This is a genomic window from Massilia phyllostachyos, from assembly GCF_021044825.1.
Lineage (GTDB): Bacteria > Pseudomonadota > Gammaproteobacteria > Burkholderiales > Burkholderiaceae_D > Telluria > Telluria phyllostachyos.
This window is the reverse complement of the sequence record NZ_JAJNOC010000005.1, coordinates 256,109-282,574: the sequence shown is the minus strand read 5'-3', so window position 1 is coordinate 282,574 and position 26,466 is coordinate 256,109. Positions and strand designations below refer to the sequence as shown.

Annotated in this window: 19 protein-coding genes and 2 tRNA genes; 6 read left to right on the top strand and 15 right to left on the bottom strand. The window is 65.6% G+C overall.

What is annotated here, in order from left to right; all coding sequences use genetic code 11:
- Window positions 1–86: 86 nt before the first annotated feature.
- The 5 genes from LQ564_RS16775 to LQ564_RS16755 form a co-directional block, all read right to left on the bottom strand.
- Window positions 87–1,760, bottom strand: a complete 1,674-nt coding sequence (locus LQ564_RS16775; protein ID WP_231059257.1) for a S8 family peptidase — start codon at window positions 1,758–1,760, stop codon at window positions 87–89.
- 426 nt (window positions 1,761–2,186) lie between these two features.
- The gene (locus LQ564_RS16770) at window positions 2,187–3,143 is read right to left on the bottom strand and encodes a DUF4189 domain-containing protein (protein ID WP_231059256.1); all 957 of its coding nucleotides are present in this window, start codon (window positions 3,141–3,143) and stop codon (window positions 2,187–2,189) included.
- A 119-nt stretch (window positions 3,144–3,262) separates the two neighbouring features.
- Window positions 3,263–4,009, bottom strand: coding sequence for a LytR/AlgR family response regulator transcription factor (locus LQ564_RS16765; protein ID WP_231059255.1), 747 nt, complete (start codon window positions 4,007–4,009; stop codon window positions 3,263–3,265).
- Between the two features lies 1 nt (window position 4,010).
- Window positions 4,011–5,537, bottom strand: a complete 1,527-nt coding sequence (locus LQ564_RS16760; RefSeq protein WP_231059254.1) for a histidine kinase — start codon at window positions 5,535–5,537, stop codon at window positions 4,011–4,013.
- Window positions 5,538–5,702: 165 nt separating this feature from the next.
- Window positions 5,703–7,907 (bottom strand): TonB-dependent receptor, encoded by a 2,205-nt coding sequence (locus tag LQ564_RS16755; protein ID WP_231059253.1) that lies wholly within the window; start codon window positions 7,905–7,907, stop codon window positions 5,703–5,705.
- Here LQ564_RS16755 and LQ564_RS16750 point away from each other — a divergent pair.
- Window positions 7,906–8,151 (top strand): hypothetical protein, encoded by a 246-nt coding sequence (locus tag LQ564_RS16750; protein ID WP_231059252.1) that lies wholly within the window; start codon window positions 7,906–7,908, stop codon window positions 8,149–8,151. The genes LQ564_RS16755 and LQ564_RS16750 overlap by 2 nt on opposite strands.
- On the opposite strand, the gene LQ564_RS16745 is transcribed toward LQ564_RS16750, so the two are convergent.
- Window positions 8,135–9,400: a glycerate kinase type-2 family protein gene (locus LQ564_RS16745; protein ID WP_231059251.1), complete on the bottom strand. Its 1,266-nt coding sequence runs from the start codon at window positions 9,398–9,400 to the stop codon at window positions 8,135–8,137. The two genes, LQ564_RS16750 and LQ564_RS16745, sit on opposite strands and share 17 nt — an antisense overlap.
- A gap of 163 nt (window positions 9,401–9,563) precedes the next feature.
- Between LQ564_RS16745 and LQ564_RS16740 the strand changes: the two genes are divergently transcribed.
- Window positions 9,564–9,639 (top strand) — tRNA-Val (locus tag LQ564_RS16740).
- Window positions 9,640–9,681: 42 nt separating this feature from the next.
- Window positions 9,682–9,758: transfer RNA gene (locus LQ564_RS16735), tRNA-Asp, on the top strand.
- Window positions 9,759–9,826: 68 nt separating this feature from the next.
- Here the strand turns inward: LQ564_RS16735 and LQ564_RS16730 are convergent.
- Entirely contained in the window at window positions 9,827–10,981 is a 1,155-nt protein-coding gene (locus tag LQ564_RS16730; protein WP_231059250.1) for a GGDEF domain-containing protein, read from the bottom strand.
- A 253-nt stretch (window positions 10,982–11,234) separates the two neighbouring features.
- Between LQ564_RS16730 and LQ564_RS16725 the strand changes: the two genes are divergently transcribed.
- On the top strand, window positions 11,235–11,717 hold the full coding sequence (locus LQ564_RS16725; protein ID WP_231059249.1) for a cyclic nucleotide-binding domain-containing protein: 483 nt from the start codon (window positions 11,235–11,237) through the stop codon (window positions 11,715–11,717).
- Window positions 11,714–12,874 carry an AI-2E family transporter gene (locus LQ564_RS16720; protein WP_231059248.1) on the top strand — a complete coding sequence of 387 codons (1,161 nt, stop codon included), beginning with the start codon at window positions 11,714–11,716 and terminating at the stop codon, window positions 12,872–12,874. Before LQ564_RS16725 ends, LQ564_RS16720 begins: the two co-directional genes overlap by 4 nt.
- 6 nt (window positions 12,875–12,880) lie before the next feature.
- On the opposite strand, the gene LQ564_RS16715 is transcribed toward LQ564_RS16720, so the two are convergent.
- The 5 genes from LQ564_RS16715 to LQ564_RS16695 form a co-directional block, all read right to left on the bottom strand.
- Entirely contained in the window at window positions 12,881–15,154 is a 2,274-nt protein-coding gene (locus LQ564_RS16715) for a YgiQ family radical SAM protein (protein WP_503827153.1), read from the bottom strand.
- A 91-nt stretch (window positions 15,155–15,245) separates the two neighbouring features.
- Complete coding sequence (locus LQ564_RS16710; RefSeq protein WP_231059246.1) at window positions 15,246–15,530, bottom strand: DUF4404 family protein; 285 nt, start codon at window positions 15,528–15,530, stop codon at window positions 15,246–15,248.
- Window positions 15,531–15,540: 10 nt separating this feature from the next.
- Entirely contained in the window at window positions 15,541–15,753 is a 213-nt protein-coding gene (locus LQ564_RS16705; RefSeq protein WP_231059245.1) for a VF530 family protein, read from the bottom strand.
- 185 nt (window positions 15,754–15,938) lie between these two features.
- Complete coding sequence (locus LQ564_RS16700) at window positions 15,939–18,077, bottom strand: M3 family metallopeptidase (RefSeq protein ID WP_231059244.1); 2,139 nt, start codon at window positions 18,075–18,077, stop codon at window positions 15,939–15,941.
- 34 nt (window positions 18,078–18,111) lie between these two features.
- Window positions 18,112–20,235 (bottom strand): M3 family metallopeptidase, encoded by a 2,124-nt coding sequence (locus LQ564_RS16695; protein WP_231059243.1) that lies wholly within the window; start codon window positions 20,233–20,235, stop codon window positions 18,112–18,114.
- Between the two features lie 144 nt (window positions 20,236–20,379).
- Here LQ564_RS16695 and LQ564_RS16690 point away from each other — a divergent pair, with 144 nt between their 5' ends.
- On the top strand, window positions 20,380–21,678 hold the full coding sequence (locus LQ564_RS16690) for an FAD-dependent oxidoreductase (RefSeq protein WP_231059242.1): 1,299 nt from the start codon (window positions 20,380–20,382) through the stop codon (window positions 21,676–21,678).
- Here the strand turns inward: LQ564_RS16690 and LQ564_RS16685 are convergent.
- The 3 genes from LQ564_RS16685 to LQ564_RS16675 form a co-directional block, all read right to left on the bottom strand.
- The gene (locus LQ564_RS16685; protein WP_231059241.1) at window positions 21,653–21,856 is read right to left on the bottom strand and encodes a SlyX family protein; all 204 of its coding nucleotides are present in this window, start codon (window positions 21,854–21,856) and stop codon (window positions 21,653–21,655) included. The two genes, LQ564_RS16690 and LQ564_RS16685, sit on opposite strands and share 26 nt — an antisense overlap.
- A gap of 75 nt (window positions 21,857–21,931) precedes the next feature.
- Complete coding sequence (locus LQ564_RS16680) at window positions 21,932–24,082, bottom strand: DUF4214 domain-containing protein (RefSeq protein WP_231059240.1); 2,151 nt, start codon at window positions 24,080–24,082, stop codon at window positions 21,932–21,934.
- Window positions 24,083–24,236: 154 nt separating this feature from the next.
- Window positions 24,237–26,297: a UvrD-helicase domain-containing protein gene (locus LQ564_RS16675; protein WP_231059239.1), complete on the bottom strand. Its 2,061-nt coding sequence runs from the start codon at window positions 26,295–26,297 to the stop codon at window positions 24,237–24,239.
- Window positions 26,298–26,466: the final 169 nt, after the last annotated feature.

Here is a 26,466-nt window from a genome sequence, read left to right as displayed (position 1 = left end):
GAAGCCCACAAAAAAAGAACGCGCGGCACGCCGCGCGTTCCCGGATGACAGCGGCGCAAGGGGAAGCGCGCCGCGTCGTCCTGAAATTACCAGCTCAGCTTCAGCGTGTACTTGCCGTTGGTCGAGCCGGTGCCGCCGCTGTAGTAGACCACGCGCACATAGCGGGTCGAGGCGCTGGTGCCGGTGTTGGCGCTGGAAACGCTGTCCACCGCACCGGCCGGGTTCTCGCTGGCGCCGAGCTGGGTGCCCGAGGCGTTGTACACGACCAGGTCGTAGTCGGCGCTTGCGCCCGGGGTCATGACGGCGCTCAGGGTTTTACCTGCCGGCAGGTCGACGCGGAAGTAGTCGGTGTCGGTGGTGCTGCCCATGACGCCGTTCACGGTGGTGGCGGCGGTCGAGACCAGGTTGGCGGTGGCGGTCGTGTTGTTCGACTCGGTCTCGCTGATGGTCGGGCCGGTCGGCGTGGTAGTGCCGCCGATTGCCGCGTTGACGGCGGCGGTGGCGTCCACGATGCCGGTGCCGCAGCCCGAGCAGGTCGCCGGGAAGGCGCGCGCGCTCGACTTCAGCATGCTTTCGACCTGGTCCGGGGTCAGGGTCGACTTGGCCGCGAACATCAGCGCGGCGACGCCCGCCACGTGCGGCGTCGCCATCGAGGTGCCCTGGTAGCCGGCGTAGTTGTCGGCGCCCGGCGCGTTGGTGCCCGCGTTCAGGGTCGAGATCACGCTGTAGCTGCCGTCGCCGCCCGGGGCTGCGACGTCGACCAGGGTGCCGTAGTTCGAGTAGGACGCACGGCCGCCGGTCTTGCCGGTCGCCGCCACCGCGATCACGCCCGAGCAGTTCGCCGGGCTGGCGTTGCTGACGTTCATGTTGTCGTTGCCGGCCGCCACCACTACCACCGAGCCGCGCGAGCGGGCGCCGTTGATGGCGTTTTGCGTGGTGGTGTCGCAGGCGCCGCCGCCGCCCAGCGACAGGTTCAGCACCTTGGCCTTGTTGGCGTTGGTTGGCACGCCGGAGACGGTGCCGCCCGAGGTCCAGGTGATGGCGTCGGCGATGTCCGAGGTATAGCCGCCGCACTTGCCGAGCACGCGCGCCGGCACGATCTTGGCGTTGTACGCGACGCCGGCCACGCCCAGGCTGTTGTTGGTGCGCGCGGCCACGGTGCCGGCCACGTGGGTGCCGTGCCAGCTCGAGTTCGAGGCCGGCGAGCCGGCATAGCACTCGCCCGCGACCACGCGGTCGCCCGGGTCGCTGGCGTCGGTGTCGCGGCCGTTGCCGTCGTTGCCGATGGTCGCGCTGGTGATGAAGTCGTAACCCTGCAGGATCTGGCCGCTGAGGTCGGCGTGCGGGCGGTAGCCGGTGTCGATCACGGCCACCACCACGCCGGTGCCGGTGGACAGGTCCCAGGCGGTCGGCAGGCGCAGGCCGCCGACCGAGTCGGTGTAGTGCCACTGCTGGGCGTAATACGGGTCGTTCGCCGTCGCCATGTGGGTCATGATGCGGTCGGGCTCGGCGTATTCGATGCTCGGGTCGCGCGCCATCATCTCGGCGGCCAGCTTTTTCACTTCATCGAGGTGCTTGCGGCCGTTGAGCTTGAACACGCGCGCACCGGTCGAGATCGCATGGCTCTCGCTGACCAGCATGCCGAATTCCTGGCCGGCGCGTTCCAGGCGCGACTTGCGGTCGGCGCTCAGGGCCGAGCCGACGCGCGCCAGCGCCGAACCGGCGGACTTGGCGGCCGGGACGGCGTCCTTGTATTTCACGATGATACGGTCTGTCTCCAGAATGAATTTCTGCTCTGCCGCACCCGCCGCGCAAGCGACGAGGGCGAGCGATACTGCAGCGCACATTTTCAACATAGCAGGATGAATCGAATGCTTATGCTTCATGTTTCTTCCTCATTGTGATGTTTTCCGTCAAGCGAGATCCTCTTCGCCCGTGTCGTTGTAAACCGGTGTCGACCCATGGGTCGACCCGGTGCCGTCTGTATGCGGCCGAGTCAGCGTACTCCCAAAGAAAGAGGACGCGCGCGACAATTCGATACAATTTCGGCGTATTAACAACAGTCAAACCGCTGAGAAATGCAGAAACATATTTTCTTCGGCGAAATGTTAAAGAATGCAAATATTTGATGCCACAGTTTCGTTGATGTAACTCAAAGCATCTTACTCAGCAATAAGCTATGGCGCTTAACCACCGCAGCTGGAGGTGTCCCATTTCCAGTTATTGGTGAAAGGATCGAGCACGCGCGGCGCCTGCCAGCGTTCGGTGCGGCCGTTGGCGAAGGTGCGCACGCAGCTGCCGTTGACGCAGCGGTTGGTGCAGCTCAGCGCCTGTCCGCGCGGCGGCACGGGAGGATTCGGCCGTGCGCTCGGCCGCAGTGTCGCGTTTTCCCTGGCTACCGTGGTCTGGGCGAATACCTTGTCGAAGGACGCCGGTTTGGCGCGCGGCGCGGTATTCTCGGCGACCGAATCGATCTTGCACGCGTCGCCCGGCGCCGACTCTTCCCGGCACTGCTTCAGGGCGCCCGCTTCCGCCGTGGCACGGTCGGTTTCGATGCGGTAGCTCGTGTAGCTGGACGAGGAGGCGATGGCGCGCACGAACGCCCCCCAGCCGGAGGCAACCGTGCAATGCACGCCGCTGGTGTTCTTCAGCTTTTCGGTGCACCCTTTCATTGCCGTGCGGGAGGCTTCGCTTTCCGTCGTATAGCGGTAGGCATAATGCTGCGCCACCAGCAGTCCATCCGGTCCCTTGGCCGTGGCCCATGCCACCCAATCGCCGCCGGGTTCCCAGTACACCGCCGCGAACTTGCAGCCTTTGTATTTCGCGCGGCAGCGCTTCATCGCGGCGTCGCGCGCCAGTTCCGGCGTGGGACGGATGGTCGTGACGATCGATCCATCGGCGCTCTTGGCCAGGGCAATGGCGGAAGCCTCGGTGGTCCAGCCGACGATCTCGCAATCCGGAGCGCGGCGCTGGCATTCCGCCAGCGCTTCCGCTTTCGCTTTCTCGAGGTCGGTCGCTTCGGTGAGGGTATAGCTGTAGCCGTTGGAACCAGCGGCAACCGCGGCTGCCGCCAGTGCGTCGTGGCTGGCGCCGGTGAGCGCCAGCCCGATCAGGGAAATGAGAATGGTGCGGTGGAAGTTCATGGTGACCTCGTCATGTGTTGGAGGTCACATAATTTCCCAAGAGCATTTTCTGCGCCAGACCATCCGCGACGGATGCGGCAAATCCCGGAATGGATGCGCCATTCCGGGGAACGCAGGATTTACATCTGGCGCAGGGCCGCCTGGCCCTGGAAGCCGGCGCTGACCTGCAGCATTTCCGGCCGGCCCTTGAGACGGACCTCGACCTGCCCTTCGCGCCGGTAGATCGCCTCGATCCTGCGCCGGTTGACGATGGCGCCGCGGCTGATCTGGATGAATTCTTCCGGGTCGAGCTGGACGACCAGATCCTTGACCGGCACCCGGATCAGGGCCTCGACCTGGGCCGTGACGACCTTGGTGTACTTCGCATCGGACTGGAAGAAAATGACTTCGTCGACCGTGATCACGCGCACCATGCTGCCGACCGAGGCCTGGATCCAGGCCAGGTAGCGCGGCGCGGCCGACGCTGAGGGCATCGGGGCCGGCGCCGGCACGGCGGTCGGCGCGGCCTGCTCCAGCCGCTGGCGCAGCCGGTCGATGGTTTCCAGCAGCCGCCCGCGGTTGAGCGGCTTGACCAGGTAGTCGACCGCGCCGACGTCGAAGGCGTCCAGCGCGTGCTGGCCGTAGGCGGTGAGGAAGACGATCGCCGTGCCGGGCGGCCGCATCCGGGCAACGTCCAGGCCGCTCGCCTTGGGCATATTGATGTCGAGGAAGGCGACGTCCGGCGCATGCCGGCGCAGCGCGGCCAGTGTCGCCATGCCGTCGAGCGTTTCGGCGACGACGCTCAGTTCCGGCCACAGGTCGGCGAGCGCCTCCTTGAGTTCGGCCAGCAGCAGCGGTTCGTCTTCGGCCAGCAGGGCGGTGGGCATGTCAGTCTTTCCTTTCCTGTAAAGGGATCACGATGGTGGCGGTGAATCCGGCGCCCGGCTCGGCGCCGACTTCGAGCCAGGCCGCGCTGCCGAACATCGCTTCCAGGCGCTGGCGGATGTTGGACAGGCCGACGCCGGTGCCGCCCACGCTCGACAGGCCGGCGCCGTTGTCGAGCACGCGCAGGCGCAGCTTGCCGGCGGCAACGCCGGCCGACAGCACGATCTCGCCGCGCTCGCTGCCGGCGATGCCGTGCTTGATGGCGTTCTCGACCAGCGAGATCAGCATCGCCGGCGGGAACGGGTGCTGGAGCAATTCGTCCGGCAGGATGAAGCGGTAGGACAGGCGGTCGCCCATGCGGATCTTCATGATGGCGAGATAGTGCATGGCCAGGTCCATCTCGCGCACCACGGTCGAATCCTCGGCGCGCAGGTCGTCCATGGCGCTGCGCAGGTAAGCGATCAGGTGGTCCATCATGTCCTCGCCGGCCTCGACGCTGCTGCGGTAGAGGTGGCGCACATTGGCCAGCGTGTTGAACAGGAAGTGCGGTTCGATCTGGGCCTGCAGGATGCGCAGCTGGGTCTCGATGGCGCGCTCGCGCAGGGCGTCGCGCTGGCGTTCTGCCGAGACCTTGGCCAGCTGGTCGCGCAAGGGACCCAGCAGCTGCGTGTCGATGTACTGCATCTGCGCGAGCGCGTCGAGCGGCGTGGCGAACAGTTCGACCTGGTGCCAGCCTCCGCGCAGCACGGAACGCGCCAGCACGCGCTGTCCCCCGCCTTCAACCTCGTGCAGGGAGACCACCAACTTCATCGGGCAATTGCTCCAGACAAGTTCATATTCCGGATGGCCCGCCACTTCGCGCACATGCAGGCGCGGATGCGCGGCATACCAGAGGCGCCCCAGGCCCGGCCGCGTCCTGTCGGTCAGGCCTTCCAGCATCGTCGACAGCGTATGGCGCAGGTCGCCGGCATCGGCGCCGGCGGCCAGCTCGCGCTGCGCCAGGCTGCCATCGGCCGCGGCCAGCACGGCGCCGGGCGTACGGCTCAGCGCATGCAGGCGCCAGGCGCCGGCAAGCATGGTCAATCCCGGCAGCATCAGCACGAACAGCAGGGCCGTCAGCAAATTGCTTTCCTCGACGATCCAGGTCAGCAGATCGCGTTTGGCTTCATGGTCGCCGGCCAGGCCGATCAGGAGCACCATGCCGCCGCTGACCGCCACGACGGTCAGCGCCAGCACGAGCAGTTCGGCCAGCGCCTGCAATTGCAGGGCCATGGCATAACGGGTGAGCAGCCCCGCCGTTGCGCGGCCGCGGCCGAAACGCACGGCGAAGCCGATATAGACCAGCTGCACGGCGAGCAGCGTCAGGATGCCGCCGAATTCGCGACGGGGAAGGTTCCAGTCCTGCGGCAGCCATCCAGCCAGCAGGGACATGCCGGCGACGACGGTTCCCGACAGGGCGACCAGCACCAGTCCGCTAAGAAGCAGGACGCTGATCAGGCTTGATTTTGCTTGTGTGAGTAAGGTGGACATCGGCGTTCCAGGAAAGTGGCAGGAGCCGACATCTTTACTAGGCGCAATATTATGCACCAGCCTCGCTGCGACGGATACGGCGCTTTGGCGGATGGATGCGCCTTTGGCGGGAATGCAAAAAAAAGGCCGCGCAGTGCGCGGCCTCCTGTCAGCTCAGCTCAAGGCTTAGAAATTGCCCTTGACCTGGATGCCCCATTGACGCGGCTCGTTGGTGAAACCGGTCAGGTTGTTGAAGTCGATCGCGCCGGTGATGCGGCGCTGGTCGAGCACGTTACGGCCGAAGGCAGCCACTTCGTACTTGCCGTTACCGAAGATATAGCCCAGGCGCACGCCGCCTTCCGTCAGCGGCGCGCCGGTGAACTCGCTTGCCTCGTACAGGAAGAAGTTGATCTTGCTGCGGTACGACCAGTCGGTGAAGAAGTACAGCTCGCCGTCCGCGAACGGCACGCCGTAGCGGGCGGTCGCGTTGACGGTCCAGCGCGGCGCCTGCGGCAGTGGGTTGCCGCCGATTTCGACGCGGTTGGCCGCGTTGATCGGGTCGGTAATGGTGCAGGAACCGCAGCGGTTCACCGACAGGCTGCCGTCGCGGATCTGGGTGTAGTTGTAGCTCGCGCCGGCGCTCACGCGCAGGGCGGTGCTGACGGCCGCTTCGAAGTCGAACTCGGCGCCCTTGCCCTTGGTCTTGTCGGCGTTGATCAGGCGGTTGACGTTCGAGTTGCCGCCCACCACGGTCAGCTGCTGGTCCTTGACGGTGTAGTCGTAGATCGAGAACGAGGTGCGGGCGCGGCGCTCGAACAGGTCGGCCTTCACGCCGACTTCATACGAGGTGATGGTTTCCGAATCGGCGACGGTGATCGGCACCGCGGCCGAGGCGGCGGCGATACTCGGGGCACGGAAGCCGGTGGCGACGCGGCCGTAGACGTTCACGGCGTCGGTCAGCTTGTAGGTGGCCGACACGTCCCAGTTGACCTTGTCCTGGCTGGTCGACACCGAGCGCGGGCCGATCTGCGCGACGTTCTCGTTGATCAGGGTCGCGAAGTCCTTCTCGTCCTTGGTGTAACGCACGCCGCCGCGCACGGTCCAGGCCGGGCTGATGGCGTAGTTCACCGAGGCGAACGCGGCCCAGGCCTTGTTCTTCTGGTTGCTGACCAGGCGCGAGGTGCGGGCGCCGGCATCGTTGAAGTTGTCGCTGCCGCCAGTCGCGTCTTCGTCGAAGTAATAGACGCCGGTCTGCCAGTTCAGCGGGCCGCTGTTCTGCGACTCGATGCGGAATTCCTGGCTCCACTGGTCGAGGTTGCTGATGTAGCCGCCGGTCTGGACCTGGAAGGGGATGAAGCCCGGGCCGGCCGGGGTGCCGCCGTCGATGTCGCCGCGGCTCATGTAGTCGCTGACGTGCTCGAAGCCGGTGATCGAGAACAGGCGCACGCTGCCCAGGTCCCAGGTCAGGCGCAGGTTGGCGCCGTTCGACTTCAGGGTCTGGTAGTTGTCGGCGTTGGTGACGATCTTGTCGAGGTCGTAGCCGGGGACGATCTTGTTCGCGCCCTTCTGGATCAGGTTGGCGCGGAACAGGCGCGCGCTGCCTTGCGTCTGGCGCTGATGCACGTTGAACAGGGCGTTGAAGCTGCTGTCCGGGCTGTACAGCACCTGGATGCGCTCGGCGTGCTCGTTGTAGCCGTCGAGTTCATTGCGCTTCCGGGTCATCGCCAGGTCGCTGTAGTTCTTGACGTAGTCGTCGCGGTGCTGGCCGGTGGCCGACACGCGCATCGCCCACTTGTCGTTCAGCGGCACGTTGACGGCGCCTTCGACGTTGGCGGTGGTGTGGGTCGCGTAGGACGCGTTGACGTAGCCTTCCGACTTGCCCAGCTTCGGCTTCTCGGATTCGAATTTCACCACGCCGGCCGGGGTGTTACGGCCGAACAGGGTGCCCTGCGGGCCGCGCAGCACTTCGACGCTGGCCAGGTCGAAGATCGGGAAGCCTTTCAGGATCGGGTTTTCCTGCACCACGTCGTCATAGATCAGCGAGACCGGCTGCGAGGCGAAGGTGTTGAAGTCGGTGTTGCCGTAGCCGCGGATGTAGAAACGCGGGAAGGTACGGCCGTTCGAGGATTCGACGTTCAGGCTCGGCACCTTGCCGGCCAGCAGGCGGATGTCGTCGCCGCCGGACACCAGCACGTCGAGCTTGTCGCCGCGCAGCGCGCTGACGGACACCGGCACTTCGCGGATGTTCTCGGTGCGGCGCTGGGCCGTCACGGTGACGGTCTGCAGCTCGGGCGCGTCGTTCGGCGCGGTGGTCTGGGCCTGGGACGGCACGGCGGCGGCGAGAGCCAGCGCGCCGAGTACGCGGCGGTGCATCTTGGACATCTTGATCATGGAAGTCTTTCCTGATTTGATTGATAAAAGAACCGTTGTCTCCGTTTTCTCTTATCGGCGCGCCAGGGATGTCCAGCTGGCGCGCGGCGCTTATGGTGCGCCTGCCGGCAGCGCATCGTGTCGATGTCTTAATCTTGCCGGCTTGGTAAAGGCGGTATTGTCAGTGATGAATATGTCAATTTGCAAGAAAGACACGCTAACAGCGCGCTTTTTACAACACATCTTCATCAATTTGTATCGATGACGATGGCGCGAAAGTCGTTGACGTTGGTGCGGGTGGGGCCGGTGACGATCAGTTGTCCGAGCTGGGAAAAGAAGCCGTAGCCGTCGTTGTCGGCCAGGTGCGATCGTGCGTCCAGGCCCTGCGCCTGCGCGGCTGCCAACGTTTCCGGGGCCAGCCAGGCGCCGGCATTGTCCTCGGTGCCGTCGATGCCGTCGGTGTCGGCGGCCAGCGCGTGCACGCCGGGAAGACCGTCGAGGGCGACGGCGAGCGCGAGGAGGAATTCGGCGTTGCGCCCTCCCCTGCCCTTACCGCGCACGGTCACGCTGGTTTCGCCGCCGGACAGGATGACGCAAGGCCGCTGTGCCGGCTGGCCGTACTGCACGACCTGGCGCGCGATCGCCGCGTGCACCAGGGCGACGTCGCGCGCCTCGCCTTCCAGGCTGGACGACAGGATCAGCGGCGTGTAGCCCGCCGCGCTCGCTTCACGCGCGGCAGCCTCGAGCGACTGCTGGGCGGTGACGAGGACGTGGACTTCGTTCTGCGCCAGGCGCGGATCGTCAGGACGTGGCGCGGCCAGTGCCGGGTCGGCCAGCACCGCGCGCACGGCGCTTGAAACGGCAATGCCGTACTTGTCGAGGATAGCAAGCGCATCGTGTCCGGTACTGGCGTCGGGCACGGTCGGCCCCGAAGCGACCACGGCCGGATCGTCACCCGGCACGTCGGACACCACCAGGGTCACCACGCGCGCCGGATGGCAGGCCAGCGCCAGCCGTCCACCCTTGATGGCGGACAGGTGACGTCGTACGCAATTCATTTCGCCGATCGGCGCGCCCGAGCGCAGCAGCGCCTTGTTGATCGCGCGCTTCTCGTCGAAGGCGATGCCGGGCGCGGGCAGCGACAGCAGGGCCGAGCCGCCGCCGGACATCAGGCAGATCACCAGGTCGTCCGGGCCAAGGCCGTTCGCCAGTTCGAGCATGCGGTGCGCGGCTTGTTCGCCCGCTTCATCGGGCATGGGATGGCCGGCCTCGACCACCTCGATGCGACGGGTCGGTGCGCCGTGATCGTAGCGGGTCACCACCAGGCCAGTGAGCTCGCCCTGCCAGTGCCGCTCGACCGCCTCGGCCATCCGCGCCGCGGCCTTGCCGGCGCCCAGCACCACGGTGCGTCCTTTTGGCGGTGGCGGCAGGTGCGGGGCGATCAGGTCGAAGGGATCGGCGGCTTTCAAGGCAGCGCCGAACAGGCGGTTCAACAAGGGATGCGGAGTGGTCATGGCGGCTTCCTGTAGGTGATGCGATCTTTGCACAAAAGCGCGAATTTCGGCCGATCTACATTTTTTTTGAAAAACCCTTGCACACCTTGAATTCCAACCTCTATAATTCGGGCCTCTTCGGACGCAATGACAAGCGTCAGACAGAAACCTCTGAATAGAGAACGGGCGCTTAGCTCAGTTGGTAGAGCGGATCCCTTACAAGGATTAGGTCGGGAGTTCGAGCCTCTCAGCGCCCACCAGCCAAGTTCAGATGGTTGATCGAAGTAATGATCAGAGTAAACGGAGCGGTAGTTCAGTTGGTTAGAATACCGGCCTGTCACGCCGGGGGTCGCGGGTTCGAGCCCCGTCCGCTCCGCCAGCATCAAAGAAAAAAGGATCCTTCGGGATCCTTTTTTCTTTTCCGGTTTCGGTTTGGGTTTTATTTTCTTATGCGCGGCGTGCCTGCGGCTGTCCGGCCTCGACGCGATCACGTCCACCGCTCTTCGCGGCGTACAAGGCATGATCCGCGCGCGCCAGCGCCGCGCTCAATGCCTCATTCGGATCCAGCACCACCACCCCGATACTCACCGTCATCGTGTACGGCGCGCCGCTGGTGATCACCGTCGCCGCGCGCACCGCCAGCCGCAGGCGTTCGGCGGCCTGCAGCGCACTTTGCAGATGCGCATTCGGCAGCACCATTGCGAACTCCTCGCCGCCGAGCCGGCCGATCGTCTCGTGCTTGCGCAATGTAGCGCGTGCGGTATTCGCGAACACGGTCAGGGCCTCGTCGCCGCTGGCATGCCCGAAGCGGTCGTTGATCTGCTTGAAGTGGTCGATGTCCATCATCGCCAGCGCGAGCGGCTGGCGCTGGCGCAGCGCGGCCTGGCGCGCGGCTTCCGCGCGTTCGAGGAAGGCGTGGCGGTTCGGCAGGCCCGTGAGGCAGTCGGTGGTGGCCATGCGCGCCATCTCGGCGTCGTCCTTCTCCTTGCACAGCAGCAGGAAGCCGAAGCCGTTGACGATCATGAGCAGGTAGCCGGCCAGGTAGGCCATCTCCTGCGCCGCCTGCTTGCCGAGCGGCGCGTCGCTCGCCAGGTTGCTGACGGCCCAGTACGCCACCGACAGCGCGAACAGCGCATCGTTGATCCCGATGATCCGCTGCAGCAGCGACGCGCGACGGCGCGGGCGCAGCAGGATCCAGGCCATGGCCGCCGTGAACAGGGCGACCACGCCGGCCACGATCGCGGTCAGGTAGCCGACCGGCGCGCCGGCGCTGCCCGCCGCCAGCACGATCGCCAGCGCCAGCGCCACGATCGGCAACAGCACGCGCTGCCAGCGCTCCAGGCCGAAGAAGATGCAGTAGGCGGCGATCTCGAGCGCCACCGTGAGGATCCAGCCCGCGCCCTCGATGCCGTTCAGCACCGGCACGGCCAGGTAGGCGCGCGACCAGCTCAGCAGCTGGCACAGGCCCATGCCGAAGCGCGCCCACATCCACAGACGCAAGCCGGGGCTGGGTGCGGCGCCATGGGTGTAGCCGGCCATCAGGACAGCAAAGGCAACGTTGCCGATGCCGAGCGCCAGCAGGAAGGAAGGAATGTCGATCACCGATCACTCCTCGGCAAAACCTTTACCGGATTGGTAAGCATGTTATAAGTGTAATATTTATTGCCGTAGAGAATTATCTTACACGGTTTCGTTTAGCCGGTTCACACAATTGAACGGTTCAGTGCGCCGCCTGCGCAAAGCGCAACAGTCGCTTGCCATCCCTGTTCCGTACTCAGCATTTTTGATGCACAGCAGCACCCGATAGCGGATAATCGTCCGACAACAAATAACGCACCATTCCGGAGCAATCGTGATGTTCGGTTTCCTCAAATCGCCCAAGATGTCGCCGCGCCTGCACCGTCTGAAGAACTCGACGTTGTTCTCGGCTTTGAGCCCATTGGAACTGAAGATCGTCGACGGCCTGCTGCACGAGCGCCGCTACCTGCCGGACGAGATCGTCTTCGACGAGGGCGAGGAAGGCCAGGCCCTGTACCTGATCATGAGCGGCCGGGTGGTGATCAACAAGCTGCACGGCGGCAGCAACCAGCAGGTGGCCGAGCTCGGGCCGGGCAGTTTCTTCGGCGACCTGGCCCTGCTCGACAACTCGCCGCGCAATGCCCAGGCGCGCGCGGTCGAACCGTGCGAGATGGCGGTATTCTTCCGCGCCGACTTCCTCGGCCTGCTCGAAACCGACGCCGTGATCGGCTACAAGATCTCGCTGGCGCTGGCCCGCCACATCGGCCTGCGCCTGCGCGAATGGATGGGTACCGGCCGGCCCCAGCTGGAAGCGCTATGATCCGCAGCGAACGCGCCGGGCCGGTCGTCTGGACCGGCATCATCGCGGCCACCTGCGTGCTGCTGCTGGTGGTCCAGCAGATGCTGTGGCTGGCCCTGCCCTTCCTCTTCGGCGGGGTGCTGCACTACATCCTGGTGGGGCCGATGCAGCGCATGGTGCGCGCCGGCTATAGCCGCAACAGCGCCGCCATGCTGGCCAGCCTGCTGTTCTTCGCCTTCCTCGGCCTGGCCCTGACCGCCGCGTTTTCCTGGAGCCGCGGCCCCGAAGAAGACTCGTGGGAAAAGACCCTCGGCCTCTACCTGGACGGCGGCGTCGCTTTCGTCCACAACACGATGACCCTGCTGGAGAAAAAGTTCCCGCTGCTGGCCGAGATGCACCTGACCTCGACCGTCAACGGCATCTTCCGCCGCTTCACCGACGACTTCGCCGAGAAGCACCTGGGCGAAATCCTGGTGGCGCTGGCGACCTGGGTGCCGTCGCTGCTGCTGGCGCCTTTCCTGACCTTCTTCTTCCTGCGCGACGGCCTGCGCTTCAAGAAATTCCTGGCGCGCGCGGTGCCGAACGCCTACTTCGAACGCGCCCTCTACCTGCTGCACGAAGTCGACCAGACCGCGCGCCGCTACTTCGAGGGCCTGCTCAAGCTGACCTTGCTGGACACCGCAGTGCTGGCGCTGGGCCTGGCCACGATCGGCGTGTCCTCGCCGCTGCTGCTGGGCCTGATGTCGGCGGTGCTGGCCTGGGTGCCCTTCGTCGGCTCGGTGGTGGGATGCGTGCTGGTGGTGATCGTGGCCTCGACCGACGCGCCGAACAACCCCTTCATCGCTTACGGCGCGATCGGCGTGTTCGTGCTGGTGCGCCTGCTGGACGATTTCGTGTTCATGCCGCTCACCTTGGGGCGCAGCATCCGCGTCCATCCGCTGGTGACGGTCTTGATGATCTTCATCGGCGGCGCGCTGGCCGGGGTGGTGGGGCTGATGCTGGTGCTGCCGCTGCTGGGCGTGGTGATGGTGGTGGGCGAGACCTTGGGGCGCCTCGTGACCAATCCGCGCCTGCGCGCGCGGCACCGCTATGCGCTGGAGTTGCGCAAGCGGCAGGCCAGCCTGGATCTCGACGTCGCCCAGGAGCGCCGCGCTCGCATCACGAACGCGGAGCTTTGACCTTGCTTACTTGCGGCCGGCCTTGGGCTTGGCCTTGATGGTGTCGAGGATCGACGGCCGCGCCTTGTTTGAAGCAGCCACGACGGCTGCCGGGGCACGCTCGACGCGCACCTGCACCTTGCCACCACGCGCCGCACCCGGGCCGCGCTTGCCGACTTCGCGTTCAGGCACCGGCGTCCCGCCCGGCACCATGCGCTTGCGGTCGTAGTCCGGCCCCGGCTCGACACCGCTAGGGGGAATCAGGTGGCGCTCGCCGGTCCCGATCAGGTCGCCCCGGCCCATGCGTTTCAGACCCTCGCGCAGGATCGGCCAGTTCTCCGGATCGTAGTAGCGCAGGAAAGCCTTGTGCAGCTTACGGGTCTTGCCACTCTTGGCCGTCTCGACGACTTCCGAATCTTCCGTCACCTTGGCCAGCGGGTTCTTGCCCGAGTGGTACATGGTGGTCGCCATCGCCATCGGCGTCGGCGTGAAGGTCTGCACCTGGTCGAGCTTGAAGTTGTTCTTCTTCAGCCACAGGGCCAGGTTCAGCATGTCCTCATCGGTGGAGCCCGGGTGGGCCGCGATGAAGTAGGGAATCAGGTACTGCTTCTTGCCCGCTTCCATCGAGAACTTGTCGAACAGGCGCTTGAACTCGTCGTAGGCGCCGATGCCCGGCTTCATCATCTTCGACAGGGTGCCCTGCTCGGTGTGCTCCGGCGCGATTTTCAGCAGGCCGCCCACGTGGTGGGTCACCAGTTCCTTGACGTACTCGGGCGAACGCACGGCCAGGTCGTAGCGCAGGCCGGAGCCGATGAGGATCTTCTTGATCCCGGGGATTGCGCGCGCCTTGCGGTACAGCGAGATCAGCTTGCTGTGGTCGGTGCCCAGGTTGCTGCAGATGGTCGGGTACACGCAGGACAGGCGGCGGCACGATTCCTCGATCTTCTTGTCCTTGCAGGCCAGGCGGTACATGTTCGCCGTCGGGCCGCCCAGGTCGGTGATCGTCCCGGCGAAATTCTTGGTCGTATCGCGGATCAGCTCGATCTCGCGCAGGATCGACGGTTCCGAACGGCTCTGGATGATGCGGCCTTCGTGCTCGGTAATCGAGCAGAAGGTGCAGCCGCCGAAGCAGCCGCGCATGATGTTGACCGAGTAGCGGATCATTTCCCAGGCCGGGATATGGGCCTTGCCGTAGACCGGGTGCGGCGCGCGCGCGTAGTTCAGGTCGTAGACGTTGTCCATCTCGTCCATGGCGAGCGGCAGCGGCGGCGGGTTCAGCCAGACGTCGCGGTCGCCGTGCTGCTGCACCAGCGCGCGCGCATTGCCGGGGTTCGACTCCAGGTGGAACACGCGCGACGTGTGCGCATACATCACCGGGTCTTCGCTGACGGTTTCAAAACTCGGCAGGCGCACCACGGTCTTGCGCGCTTTTTCGCGGGCCGCGGCCTGGCGCTCTTCGCGCGTCATGATGATGACGGGCTTGGCCACCGGCTCCGGCGCGGCATTGTCGAGCGCGCATTGCTTCGGGTCTTCCAGCGCCATCGCATACGGGTTCGGCTGCTTGTCGATGCGGCCCGGCACGTCCACGCGGGTGGAGTTGTGCACGGTCCACTCGTCGTCCGGCAGCCAGCCGTGCGGCACCAGGAAGGCGGTGCCGCGCAGGTCGCGGATCTCCTTGATGTTTTCACCGGCGGCGATGCGGCGCGTCACATCCACCAGCGCCCGTTCGGCATTGCCGAAGATGAGCATGTCGGCCTTCGACTCGAACAGCACCGAGCGGCGCACCTTGTCCGACCAGTAGTCGTAGTGGGCGATGCGGCGCAGCGAGGCTTCGATGCTGCCGGCGATCACCGGCACGCCCGGGAAGGCTTCGCGCGCACGCTGGCAGTAGACGGTGACGGCGCGGTCCGGACGCTTGTTCGGCTCGGCGTTCGGGGTGTAGGCGTCGTCGGAACGGATCTTGCGGTCGGCCGTGTAGCGGTTGACCATCGAGTCCATGTTGCCGGCGGTGATGCCCCAGTACAGGTTCGGCTTGCCGAGCGCGCGGAAGGGCTCGACCGAGGTCCAGTCCGGCTGGCTGATGATGCCGACGCGGTAGCCCTGCGCTTCGAGCAGGCGGCCGACCAGCGCCATCCCGAAACTCGGATGGTCGATGTAGGCGTCGCCGGTGATCAGGATGATGTCGCACGAATCCCACCCGAGCTTGTCCATTTCGGCACGGGACATCGGGAGGAAAGGCGCGCTCGGTGCGCGGCTGGAGCGCTTCGGGACGCTCGCGAAAAGGTTCTGGGGGGCGTTCATTGGCCGGTATTGTACCGGAAAACCTATTCCCGGTCGTCTCGGCGACCGAAAAATGGCTTAGTTATCAATGACTTGTGGCTCAGTTACCAAACTAGATGCCCATATTCGACAGAATATTGCCGAGCTCGCGCAGGCCGGTCGAGACGGTGGGGTGGCGCGAATCGAAGCGCGCGGCGGCTTCCTGGGTGCGCGAACCGAGGCCGTAGGTGTTGGCGTCGAGCTGCTGCTCGGCGCGGCGCTCCAGCGCCCGGTCGATGTCGCCGTCGAGCTGGCGCAGCAGGGTTTCCAGTTCCGGATCGACGTCGTTGGTTTCCTGCAGCTGGCGGTGCAGGGCTTTCAGGCGCGCTTTCAGGTCGGCATCGTTTTCGTTGAGCATGTCGTTCTCGCTAGTTGGTGAAGCGGGTATCGAGGTAAAGCTGCTCGACCTGCTCGCGCGCCCACGGGGTGCGGCGCAAGAACTTCAGGCTCGACTTGATGCTCGGGTCTTTCTGGAAGCAATTAATGTCGATCCTGCGGCCGAGTCCCTCCCAGCCGTAGTGGTCGACGAGGCGGGTTAACAGGGATTCTAAGGTAATACCGTGGAGGGGTTGAACACTCATCGCTAAGGGAGGGTGAAAGTTGAAGCTAGTGGCAGTTTAACAAAGTTGGGTTCCGGCCTTCGCCGGAACGACGTTGTTTAAGGGTGCAATTAATTGATGGCCAACTCTTTAGCCCGCGCCCGAAAAACCGTCGTTCCGGCGCAGGCCGGAACCCAATTTCTGTATGAACAGCTACCAGCGCCAGATTACTCGCCCGTCAACCCCCGACGCTCCAGCAACGGCCGCACCTGCGCATCCCGACCGCTGAAGTTGCGATACATCTGCATCGCATCCAGCGTCCCGCCGCGCGACAGCAAGGTCTTGCGGAAGTGGTCGCCGTTCTTGCGGGTCAGGCCGCCGTGTTCCTTGAACCAGTTGACGGTGTCCGCGTCCAGCTTCTCGGCCCACAGGTAGCCGTAGTAGCCGGCCGAGTAGCCGCCCGAGAAGGTGTGGGAGAAGTAGGTGGTGCGGTAGCGCGGCGGGACCAGGGCGAAGTCGACGCCGGCCTTTTTCAGGGCGTCAGCCTCGAACGCGAGCACGTCGGTCGGAATCTGGTTCGGCGACAGCTGGTGCCAGGCCTGGTCCAGCAGCGAGGCGGCCAGGTACTCGGTGGTGCGGAAGCCTTCGTTGAACTGCTGGGAGGCCTGGACCTTGTCGAGGAGTTCCTTCGGCATCGGCGCGCCGGTCTGGTAGTGCTTGGCGTAATTCGCCAGCACTTCCGGCCAGGCCATCCACATCTCGTTCACCTGCGACGGGAACTCGACGTAGTCGCGCGGCACGCGCGAGCCCGAGAAGCGCGGGTATTTCACATCCGAGAACATGCCGTGCAGCGCGTGGCCGAACTCGTGGAAAGTGGTGCGCACTTCGTCGTAGGTCAGCAGGGTCGGTTCGCCCGCCGCCGGCTTGGCCACGTTCAGGTTGTTGGCGATGACCGGCTTGGTGCCCATCAGCTTCGACTGCGGGACCCAGGCGTTGGCCCAGGCGCCGCCGCGCTTGTTGGCGCGCGCGTATGGGTCGAAGGTGAAGATGGCGAGCTGCTTGCCGTCGACGTCGAACACGTCGAACACGCGCACGTCCTCGACATAGGTCGGCAGGTCCTTGCGCTCCTTGAAGGTGATGCCGAATTCCTTGTTGGCGGCGAAGAAGACGCCGTCCACCAGCACGCGGTTCAGTTCAAAGTAGGGGCGCAGCTGGCCGGCGTCGAAGGCGTACTTGGCGGCGCGCACCTTGTCGCTGTAGAAGCCCCAGTCGTGGGCCGCGGCCTTGAAGCCACCGTTTTCAGCGTCGATCGCCTTCTGGATTTCCGCAGCTTCCTTGCGCGCGTTGTTCACGGCCGGCTTGGCGAATTCGGCCAGCAGCTGATTGACGGCGCCGGTATCCTTCGCGGTCTGGTCGGCCAGGCTGTAAGCGGCGTGGTTCGGGTAACCCAGCAGCACGGCGCGTTCGGCGCGCAGCTTGGCCAGCTTCAGCACGACCTCGCGGTTGTCGAATTCGCCGCCGCGCGAGCCGCGCGACAGCGAGGCCGCCAGCAGCTTCTCGCGGGTGGCGCGGTTCGTGAGAACAGACAGGCCGGCCTGCTGGGTGGTGTTCACGACCGGGATCACGAACTTGCCGTCCAGGCCGCGCTTCTTGCCTTCCGCGGCGGCGGCGTCGATCTGCTTGTCCGACATGCCGGCCAGTTCGACGCGGGTGTCGACCACCAGGGCCGAGGCGTTCGCTTCGTTCAGCACGTTCTGCGCGAACTGGGTCGACAGCGCGGCCAGCTCGCCATTCATGGCTTTCAGCTTGGCCTTGTCCGCATCCGACAGCTGGGCGCCGGCGCGCACGAAGTCGGTGTGGTAGCGGTCGATCAGGTACTGCGATTCGGCGTCCAGGCCCAGCTTGGTGCGCTTGTCGTACAGCGACTTGATGCGCGCGTACAGTTTCGGGTTCAGGCGGATCGCATCGTTGTGGGCCGACAGCTTCGGCGCCAGTTCCTTGTCCAGGGCCTGCAGGGTCGGGTTGGTATAGGAACCCTTCAGGGTGCCGAAGGCGGTGCTGACGCGATTCATCAGCTGGCCCGAGCGCTCCATCGCGACGATGGTGTTCTCAAAAGTTGGCGCGGCCTTGTTGTTGGCGATCTTCTCGATTTCAAGCGCTTCCTGGCGCATCGCTTCCTCGAAAGCGGGCGCGAAGTGCTCGTTGCGGATCTTGTCCCAGGCCGGGTAGTGGAACGGCAGGATGCTTTCCTTGGCAAACGGGTTCGATGCTTCGAGCATCGATGCCGGGGCAAGGGTAGGCGCAGCTGCGGCCAGGGTGGAGGCGGCGCTGGCGGCGGCGACGAGCAGGATGTGTGGACGAATCATATTGTCTCTGTCTTGTTGAAGTAGTACGAAAAAATCAGTTACCGGTCAGGCCACGGCGTTCCAGCAGCGGCTCGATGACCGGGTCGCGGCCGCGGAAGTCGCGGAACAGGTCCATCGCATCGGCGCTGCCGCCGCGCGACAGCAGGGTCTTGCGGAAGTGGTCGCCGTTCTTGCGCGACAGGCCGCCGCTCTCGGTGAACCACTGGACCGTGTCGGCGTCCAGCTTCTCGCTCCACAAGTAGGCGTAGTAGCCGGCAGAATAGCCGCCGTTCATCGAGTGCGAGAAGTAGGTGGTGCGGTAGCGCGGCGGCACCGGCGCGTAGTCCACGCCGGCGTCCTTCAGCGCCTTGGCCTCGAAGGCCAGGACGTCGGTCGGGATTTCGCTCGGTTTCAGCTGGTGCCAGCGCTGGTCGAGCAGCGACGCTGCTAGGTATTCGGTGGTCAGGTAGCCCTGGTTGAATTTTTTCGAGGCGACCACCTTGTCCAGCAGCGCTTTCGGCATCGGCGCGCCGGTCTGGTGGTGCTTCGCGTAGTTGGCCAGCACTTCCGGCCAGATCGCCCACATCTCGTTGACCTGCGACGGATACTCGACGAAGTCGCGCGGCACGCTGGTGCCCGAGAAGTGCGGGTACTTCACGTTCGAGAACATGCCGTGCAGCGCGTGGCCGAACTCGTGGAAGGCGGTGCGCACTTCGTCGTAGGTGAGCAGGGTCGGCTGGCCGGCGGGCGGCTTCGGGATGTTCAGGTGGTTGCCGACCACCGGGCGCTTGCCCAGCAGGCTGGATTGCGACACGTATTCGTTCATCCAGGCGCCGCCCTGCTTGTTGCCGCGGGCGTAGGGGTCGAAGATGAAGATGGCGAGCTGCTTGCCGTCGTGATCGAACACGTCGAAGGTCCGCACGTCCGGGTCGTACACCGGCAGGTCCTTGCGCTCCTTGAAGGTAATGCCGTACTCCTTGGTCGCGGCGAAGAACACGCCGTCGACCAGCACGCGGTTCAGTTCGAAATAGGGGCGCAGCTGGTTCTCGTCGAAGTTGTACTTCGCGGCGCGCACCTTGTCCTGGTAGATCGGCCAGTCGTAGGACGCGACCTGGAAGCCACCCTTCTCGGCGTCGATCACCTTCTGGATTTCAAGCGCTTCCTTGCGCGCGTTGTTCACGGCCGGTTTCGCCAGCTCCGCCAGCAGCTTGTTGACGGCGGCCGGGTTCTTGGCGGTTTCCAGTTCCTGCGAATAGGCGGCGTAGTTCGGGTAGCCCAGCAGCGCGGCGCGCTCGGCGCGCAGCTTCGCGAGCTTCAGGACCAGGTCGCGCGAATCGAACTGTCCGCCGCGGCTGCCGCGGGTGAGCGAGGCGGCCATCAGGCGCTCACGCGTCTTGCGGTCGGTGAGGCTGGACAGCGCCGGCTGGCTGCTGGTGTTGACGATGGCGATTGCGAACTTGCCCTTGGCGCCACGCTTCTCGGCCTCGGTGGCGGCGGCGGCGATCTCGGCCTCCGAGAAGCCGGCCAGTTCCGCGCGGGTGTCGACGATCAGGGCCGAGGCATTCGCTTCCTTCAGCACGCGCTGCGAGAACTCGGACTGCAGCGAAGCGATCTCGCCGTTGTACTTCTTGAGCTTGTCCTTGTCCGCGTTCGACAGGTTGGCGCCGGCGCGCACGAATTCCTTGTACACGCGCTCGAGCAGGTGGTTCGACTCGGCGTCCAGCTTGAGGGTGGCGCGCTTGGCGTGCAGGGTCTTGATGCGGTTGAACAGCGCCGGGTTCAGGTAGATCGCGTCGTTGTGCGCGGCCAGCTTGGGCGACATCTCGCGGTCGACCGCGTCCAGCGCGTCGTTGGTATTGGCGGTCTGAAGGTTCGAGAACACGGCGGACACGCGCGCCAGCATCTGGCCGGCGCGCTCCATCGCCACGATGGTGTTGTCGAAAGTAGGCGCGGCCTTGTTGGAAGCGATGGCGTCGATCTCGCGCAGGTGCTCGGCCATGCCGGCGGCGTAGGCGGGCAGGAAGTGCTCGTTCTTGATCTTGTCGAAAGCCGGGTAGTTCAGCGGCAGGCTGCTCGGCTTGGCGAAGGGATTCGAGGCGTCGAGTGCGGGCGCGGCAAATGCGGCGCCGTGCGCGACTGCCATGCAGGCGGCAACGATGAGCAAATGGGGTCGGTTCATGGGATCTTTCACAGACTCTTGGGAGGGAGCTGCCGGACGTACTCGACAGCCGTTGCGCGAAGATCATAGCAGGGTGGGGGCATGGCGTCACAACAAGCTTGTAGCGGTATGTATCAGGATCGGCCGTGTTAGCATCCGCCCTCTATGGACCCGCTCTCCTCCACTTGCGACGCCATCGTCGTCGGCACCGGCCCCGGCGGCGCGGCCACGGCGCGCGCGCTGGCGCGGACGGGCGCCAGCGTGCTGGTGCTCGAACAGGGCAGCGCCGCGCCCCTCAGGGGCACGCTGGGCCAGATGGCGACCATGGCCATGCCGGGGCGCGGCGCCTGGCTGCACCGCGACGCCTCGCTGCTAGTGTCCGGGACCACGGTCGGCGGCAGCTCGGCGCTGAACTTCGCCACCGCTGCAGCCCCGCCGCTGGCCATGTTCGCGGCCCACGGCATCGACCTGGCGCCGGCACTGGCGGCGCTGCGCACCGAACTGCCGCTGGCGCCCCTGCCCGACAGACTGGTCGGCCCGATGGCGGCGCGCCTCATGACGGCCGCGCGCGGCGCCGGCTTCGCCTGGGAAAAGCTCGACAAGATGATCCGTCCTGCAGCCTGCCGCAGCGGCTGCTGGCGCTGCGTCTACGGCTGTCCCTTCGGCGCCAAGTGGAGCGCGCGCGACTTCGTCGACGAGGCGCGCAAGCATGGTGCGGTGCTGCTGGACCGCAGCCGGGTGCTGCGCGTGCTGATGGAAGATGGCCGCGCGGCCGGCGTCGCATTCATGCGCGATGGCGCCCGCCACACGGTGCGCGCCCCGCTGGTGGTGCTGGCGGCCGGCGGCATCCAGAGCCCGCGCCTGCTGCACGCGAGCGGGCTGCGGCCGCGCCATGCCTCCTTCTTCAGCGATCCGGTGGTGGCGGTGATGGGAACGGTGGACGATCTCGACGGCGGCGCGGAAGTGCCGATGGCGGCCGGCGCCAGCTTTCATGCGCAAGGCGTCAGCCTGGCCGACCTGACCCTCCCGCGCCCGATGTACCAGGCCTTCGCCCTGCAGGCCGGCCGCATCGACCGCCTTGGCGCGCATGCGCGCACGCTCAGCGTCATGGTCAAGATCCGCGACGACGTTGGCGGACGCATCGGCCCGCGCTGGGTCGACAAGCGGCTCACCAAAGGCGACCGCGCGCGCTTCGATCACGGCGTCGCCATGGCCCGCACGATTCTGGAACAGGCCGGCGCGCATCACATCTTCGCCACCCACCATTTCGCCGCCCATCCGGGCGGCAGCGTGCCGATCGGCGCGGCGCACGGCGTGGATGGCGCGCTGCGCGCGGCGCCGGGCCTGCACGTGTGCGACGCGTCGGTGATTCCGGGAGCGTGGGGATTGCCGCCGACCCTGACCCTGCTGTGCCTCGGCCAGCGGCTTGGGGAATCGATCAGTAGTGGGGCGGCTTCTCGTTGACCGGCCCCTGGCGGGTGGACTGCAGGGTGCGCACGTGGTCGACCAGGGAGGCGACCAGGGCTTCGAGCTGGTCGATGCGGCGCCCCTGGCGGTAGATGGTCTCGTTCAGCGTCTCGACCAGGTCTTCCTGGTGCGCGAGCTTGATCTCGATGTCGATAAAACGGTCTTCCTGGCTCATGGCTCATCCCGCGCGCACAGCGATGCAAAAGCGGCGCAAAGCCGGCATTATGCCAGCCCTGCGCCGTTGGGACGATCAATAGGCCACGTACTCGATGCCGTTGTTGATGTCGCCGATCACCTGGGCGCGGTTCTCCGCGCTCTCGGCGAAGAAGGCCAGCACGTCGACGCGCGTCATGCGGTTCTCGTTCAGGATGTTCATCCAGTGCGTGAAGCCGCCCTGCTCCGGTTCGCGGTGCAGCACGTGGTTGTACAGCAGCGTGACGAAGTTGGTGTTCGACGGTTCCTTCAGGTACAGGTCGCGGTACTCGGGGCTGTTGGTGAACGACTCCGCGATCTGCGCCAGCGTCACGCCCTTGGTGTCGGCATTCTTCAGGTAGAAGCTCATGCCGCCTTCGTCCGGCTTGCGGTCGAACGCTGCCTGGTACAGGCGGTAGATCTGGCCGGCGATGCCGTCGATGTCGAGGGCGACCATGGTGTCGTTGAACTTGATGCGCTCGACGTCGAACAGGTTGTCGGCGCCCAGCGTGCCGGTCTTGTCGGTGACGCTCACGCCGAACACGCCGCGCTCGATGGTGAAGTCGGCGCGCGCGCCGGCATAGCTGATGGTGTCGAGGCCCGCGCCGCCTTCGATGGCGGCATTGCCGGCCACCGCCGTGAACATGTCGGCGCCGGCGGTGCCCTTGACGTTCAGCGGGTTATTGACGGTGAACTGCATCGAACCGCTCGAGCTGGTGGCGTTGCCGGCCAGGTCGGCGGACGAGACGCGCACCGTGTAGGCGCCGTTCGGCAGCGCCGGCAAGTCGATCGACCAGCTGCCGTCGGCCTTGACGGTGGTGCGGCCGATTTCCGCGGGAGCGGCGATGTTCACAACGTGCAGCGTGGTGCCGGCCTCGCCGGTGCCGGTGAGCGACGCCTTGCTGGTGGTTTCGTTGTAGGTCAGGCGCGCGGTCGGAATCACCGGCGCGGTGGCGTCGATGTGGAAGCTGACCGCTTCGCTGAAGTCGGACACGTTGCCGGCGCCGTCGGTGGCGGTGGCGCGCACCGCGTAGTTCTTGCCATCGGCGAACTTGTCCAGCGCGACCTGCCAGACGCCGCTGGCATCGGCGCGCACCTCGCCCACGATGCGGTCTCCCGCATATATCTTGACCAGCGAATTGGCTTCCGCGACGCCGCTGACGATCGGCTTCAGGTCCTGGTTGATCTGGGCATAGCCGTTGGCATTCTTGCTCACCGCCAGCTGCGGCGCGGCCGGCGCGACGGTGTCATTGACGACGTCGTTGCGGCTGAAGCGGCCGTCGGTAAAGCTCAGCTGCTCGATGCTGGTCATGGTGATGGTGCCGCCCGCATGGGCGGCGACCAGGTCGCCCGCGCCGTTGATGCTGAAGGTGTAGGCGCTGCGCGCGCCGCTGAACAGGACCGTGTCGGTGCCCAGGCCGCCCTGGATGATGTCGTTGCCGCCCATGCCCACGAACAGGTCGTTGCCGTCGCCGCCGACCAGGGTGTTGGCGCCGCTGGTCCCGGTGATGTAGCGTCCGGCGCCGCCGATGCCGAGCGCGCCGCCGAGGCCGTCGCCGCCGTAGAGCCAGTTGAGCGCGGCGAGGTCGTAGGGGCTGAAGGTCGAGTAAGGTCCGCCGCTGTCGGTGTACGACATGATGGTGTTGGCGGTGTTGTCCTCGGCCCAGGGCAGGTGGATGTGGTTTTCCTCGTCCGCTTCGTGGAAGGGATGGCCGAGGCCGAGCGCGTGGCCCAGTTCGTGCAGCAGGGTCTGGTAACCGACGCCGCCCGGGGTCAGGTCGCGGTTGTAGCCGAACCATTCGGCGTTGTCGAGGTAAACGTAGGCATCGGCCGAGTAGCTGCTCAGGGTATCGCCGATATGGGAATAGCTGCTGTACCAGCTGCACAGGCCCGTGGTCGAGGCGCCGGCGATGTCGATATTGGCCAGGTGGATCTGCGCCGCGGTGCCCGAGGTGGTCTCGACGAACTTGATGCCGGTGACTTGCTGCAGATAAGTAAAGGCATAGCGCGCTGCCGACTGCTGGGCCAGCGTGAACGCTTCCTGGCCGGTCCTGCCCTGTTCGTTTCCGGTCGTGACCGAGAAGGTGTAGTACAGCGTGTTCGCGGTGCCGGAAGTCAGGAAGTTCCAGTCCGGACCCTTGTCCAGCAGGGCGTCGATGTGGTTCAGCCCGGACAGGGGAGTAGTGGTAATGTCGGAAACGGTTGCCATGTCAGAATAGAATGAAGTGGTGCGGATGAACTCGCTTGGCGGAAAGTATTTCCTGCGGCACAGTTGAAGTCAAATAAGAATTTCAATCGTGCGCAACAGTTATCACCCCTACAAGGTTTATCCGCAACACATCACTCAATTCCTTGCGGCAATGTCATGCTTTTGGTGTGGCTAGCAAGGCTTTCAGGCTGGCCAGCCTTTCCTTCGGACTCAGGATCTCGGTTTCCTTCGGCGGGGCATCGCCGACGTCGAGCGCCATTTCCTTGATGAAGCGCGACGGTTCGCAATGCACCAGCTCGCCCGCGCGCTTGCGCTTCTTGCACCAGGTCAGCCGCAGGGTGCGCTGGGCGCGGGTGATGCCCACGTACATCAGGCGCCGCTCTTCCTGGATACGCGCCGCGATGATTTCCACAGGGGCATCGGGGTCGCCCTTGTGCGGCAGGATGCCCTCTTCCACCCCGACCAGGAACACGTGCGGGTATTCCAGCCCCTTGGACGCGTGCAGGGTCGACATGCGCACCGCATCCTGCTCCTCGTCGGAGCCCTCCAGCATCGACATCAGGGCCACCATCTGGGTCAGTTCCAGCAGGTTCTTTTCCTCGCCATCGCGGTCGCGCCCGCCGCGGCCCCGCTCTTTGAGCCAGTTGGTGAACTCGAGCACGTTCTGCCACTTGGCCTGGGCCGCGCGGTCGTCGAAGTTCTCATATAAATAGTGCTCGTAGTTCATCTCCTTCATCATGTCATCCAGGACCTCGGCCGCGTTGTCGCCGCTGCCGGACGGGCCCGGGCGGGTGGCGCGGTCTTCCAGCTCCAGCATGAAGCGGCAGAAGTCGCGCAGCGGCGCCAGCTGGCGCTCAGCCAGCTTGGCTTCCAGGCCGCCCTTGCGCACCGCCTCGAACAGCGAGCAGTTCCATTGCTTCGACACTTCGCCGAGCGCCTCCAGCGTCGCCATGCCGACCCCGCGCTTCGGGGTGGTGACGGCGCGGATGAAGGCCGGGTCGTCGTCCTGGTTCGCGATCAGGCGCAGGTAGGCGATGATGTCCTTGATCTCCGCCTTGTCGAAGAAGCTCTGGCCGCCCGACATGGTGTAGGGGATGCGCTCCTTGCGCAGCGCCTGCTCCATCACGCGCGCCTGGTGGTTGCCGCGGTACAGGATGGCGTAGTCGGTCCACTTGTTCTTGCGCTGGAAGTGGTCGGCCGAGATCATGATGGCGACCTGTTCGGCCTCCTGCTCGTCGCTCTGCATGCCCAGCACCTCGATCGGCTCGCCCAGGCCGTGCTCGGACCACAGCGACTTCTCGAACAGCTTCGGGTTGTTGCCGATGACGGCGTTGGCCGCCTGCAGGATGCGGGTGGTGGAGCGGTAGTTCTGTTCCAGCTTGATGACGCGCAGGTCGGGGAAGTCGGTCTGCAAGGTCTTCAGGTTCTCGACCGAGGCGCCGCGCCAGGCGTAGATCGCCTGGTCGTCGTCGCCCACGGCGGTGAACATCGGCTTCTTGCCGAGACCGGTCACCAGCAGCTTCACCAGCTCGTACTGGCAGGTATTGGTGTCCTGGTATTCATCCATCAGCAGGTAGCGCAGGCGGCGCTGCCAGCGGTCGCGGATCGATTCGTTGTTGCGGAACAGTTCCACCGGCAGGCGGATCAGGTCATCGAAGTCGACCGCCTGGTAGGCCTGCAGGGTGGCGAGGTAGCTGCGGTAGACGCGGCCGGACATGGCTTCGTCCTCGTCCTTGGCATTCTTGATCGCATCTTCCGGGTCGACCAGGCCGTTCTTCCACAGGGAGATGGCGTTCTGGATGCGGCGGATTTCCTGCTTGTCCGTGGTCAGGGCCAGGTCGGAGACCACGGTGTAGCAGTCGTCGCTGTCCATGATCGAGAACTTGTCCTTCAGGCCGACGCCGGCCGCTTCCTGGCGCAGGATCTTGACGCCCAGCGAGTGGAAGGTGGAGACGGTCAGCTGCTTGGCCTGCTTCGGCTGCTTGAGCAGCTTGCCGATGCGCTCCTGCATCTCGAGGGCCGCCTTGTTGGTGAAGGTCAGCGCCGCGATGGTGCGCGGATCGTAGCCGCAGTGCTCGATCATGTAGGCGATCTTTTGCGTGATGACGCGCGTCTTGCCCGAGCCGGCGCCGGCCAGCACCAGGCAAGGGCCGTCGAGATACAGCACGGCTTCGCTTTGCGGCCCGTTGAGGCCGAATTTGGGTGCGTTGGACATGGGAAAGATTTCTGCAGGATGGCCGGGTATTGTAACGATGAGTTCGGCATCGCGCAGGCAAAAAATGCCGTATGGCCGAGTTTGCAACACCGCCGCGGCGCGGCAGAAAGCGGCGCAATGGAGTACCATCGCACCCTTGCGGCGCCCTGCGCCGAGGCCCTTTGGACAC